We start from the raw sequence: 2,092 nt of genomic DNA on the forward strand, positions 1-2,092 counted from the left end.
GGAGTTGGTCAGGGCAGCGCCGGCGGCCCGGAGTAGGCGCCTTCCCAGACCGCCCGCGTTCCGGATTCGCCGGTCAGCACCACTGCCACCGTGGCGCCGGCACACACGGCCAGCACGGCGACGGCGACCACTGCCGCGATGACGCTGTATCCGGCGCCAAGCCTGCGCCGGGAGGAGGCGTCCGCCGTCGTTCCGTAGCGAAACCACAGCCACAGTCCCAGCGCCGTGGCGAAAAGGCCGGCCACCCACGGCAGCAGCATGTCGCCCAACCGCATGTGTTCGACGGCCAGCGGCGTCTGGTCGATCCTGAGGAACAACCAGTGGCCGGCCTGTTGGGTGACGGGCACCAGCACCAGGGCCAGCAGGGCGATCAGCGGGGTGGCAATCCCCAGGCGCCGCCTCGCGGCCGGCCAGAGCAGGGTGAGCGCAACGCACAGCGCCGCCAGCGGAACGATCACCACGGTGGCATGGACCAGGAGCACGTGCAGCGGCAGGGAATTGATTTCGTACTCCACCGGATCCGCTCCTTGTGTACCGGCTTGGCCCGTCAACCGGTAAGACGCCCGCGTATGACGTAGCGGTTCAGCCGGGAGCCGGGCGGCCGGTCCATTGTCTTACCCGGCTGCCTGCTCTATGAATGGACTATGACGGCCACGCTGCGAGCCCTGGAAACCGCTGTTCCGGATACCATCCTGATCCAGTCGGAGGCGCGGGACGTGTTCTCCACGCAACCGGGCCTGACCCGCCTGGGACAGCGCCTGGTGACCACATCGTTCGACCAGTCCGGCATCGACACCCGGTACACCGCCGTCGAGGAACTCACGACGGCCAAGCGGGCGGACAACCCGGTGTTCTTCGACGCCGATTCCCGGCAGCTGCTCTCTCCCAGCACGAAGGTGCGCAACGACATCTTCGCGGACAAGGCAACCCCGCTGTTCATCGAGGCGGCCGGCAAGGCGCTTGCCTCCTGCGAGGGGATCGGCCCGGCGGACATCACACACCTCATCACCGTCTCCTGCACCGGGTTCTTCAACCCGGGACCCGACTACAAGATCGTGCGTGCGCTGGGGCTCAATCCCGCCGTCCAGCGCTACCATCTCGGCTTCATGGGCTGCTACGCGGCGTTCCCGGCCCTGCGGGCGGCCAAGTCGTTCTGCGACGCCGATCCCCAGGCGGTGGTGATGGTCGTATCGGCAGAACTCTGCACGCTGCACGTGCGCACGTCCAACGACCCCGACACCATCGTCGGGTCCTCCCTGTTCGCGGACGGCGCGGCGGCAGCGGTCATCACCGCGCGCGGCCTGGACGAGACCGGGCCTGCCATCCGGCTGGACCACTTCGAAACCGTCCTCACCCCGGTCGGCGAGGAATCCATGGCCTGGAACATCGGTGACGAGGGCTTCGAAATGGTCCTGGGGACCTATGTTCCGCACATTATCGACGAACACATCGTTGGTGCGCTGGAGCCGTTGCTGGCCCGTGAACCGGACGTGGCGGCAAGACCATACCGCGACATTGAGCACTGGGCGATCCATCCGGGCGGCCGCAGCATCCTGGACAAGGTCGAGGCCAAGCTGGAGCTGACCGGGGAACAGCTCGTGCCGGCCCGGGAAACGCTGCGGCGGTACGGGAACATGTCCAGCGCCACCGTGATGTTTGTGCTGAAGCACATCCTGGAGCAACCGGCAGGGTCCGGGGAGGAGCGGATCTGCTCGATGGCCTTCGGCCCGGGCCTGACGGTGGAAACCGGGCTGTTCACCAAGACCGTGCCCGCCGCCACCCTCCGGGCCCGCCAGGTTTCCGCGGCAGCGGCGGTGTAGGGCGGGAACGGACCGCCGTGGCCGCCCGCCTGCCGGATCGCAAGGCGTCGACGTTCCTGGCCCTCCGCGCCACGGACGCCGTGGAGGAAATGGACAAGCCGGACTGCGACCCCGCGATGCTTCGGCGCACCTACGCCCAGTTTCCGCTGATCAACCGGGCGGTGTCGGGTTGGCACGGCATCTACCGGCGCCTGCTCCGCCCGCGCCTGGCCGGCCTTGAGGCCCCCACCCTGCTCGATATCGGCTCCGGCGGCGGCGACGTTCCCCGGCTG

The 2,092-nt window shown here is 68.5% G+C and carries 2 protein-coding genes and 1 pseudogene; 2 read left to right on the plus strand and 1 reads right to left on the minus strand.

Translation table 11 applies throughout. From position 1 onward, the window contains the following. Positions 1–8: 8 nt before the first annotated feature. The gene (locus AC5RUJ_RS15090) at positions 9–515 is read right to left on the minus strand and encodes a hypothetical protein (protein ID WP_494049951.1); all 507 of its coding nucleotides are present in this window, start codon (positions 513–515) and stop codon (positions 9–11) included. 129 nt (positions 516–644) lie between these two features. Between AC5RUJ_RS15090 and AC5RUJ_RS15095 the strand changes: the two genes are divergently transcribed. Both AC5RUJ_RS15095 and AC5RUJ_RS15100 read left to right on the plus strand, forming a co-directional pair. Then, on the plus strand, positions 645–1,820 hold the full coding sequence (locus AC5RUJ_RS15095; RefSeq protein WP_494127855.1) for a type III polyketide synthase: 1,176 nt from the start codon (positions 645–647) through the stop codon (positions 1,818–1,820). A 17-nt stretch (positions 1,821–1,837) separates the two neighbouring features. Then, positions 1,838–2,092: pseudogene (locus tag AC5RUJ_RS15100) on the plus strand (methyltransferase); the annotation flags it as partial.

The organism is Arthrobacter sp. Y3223164 (genome assembly GCF_059091005.1).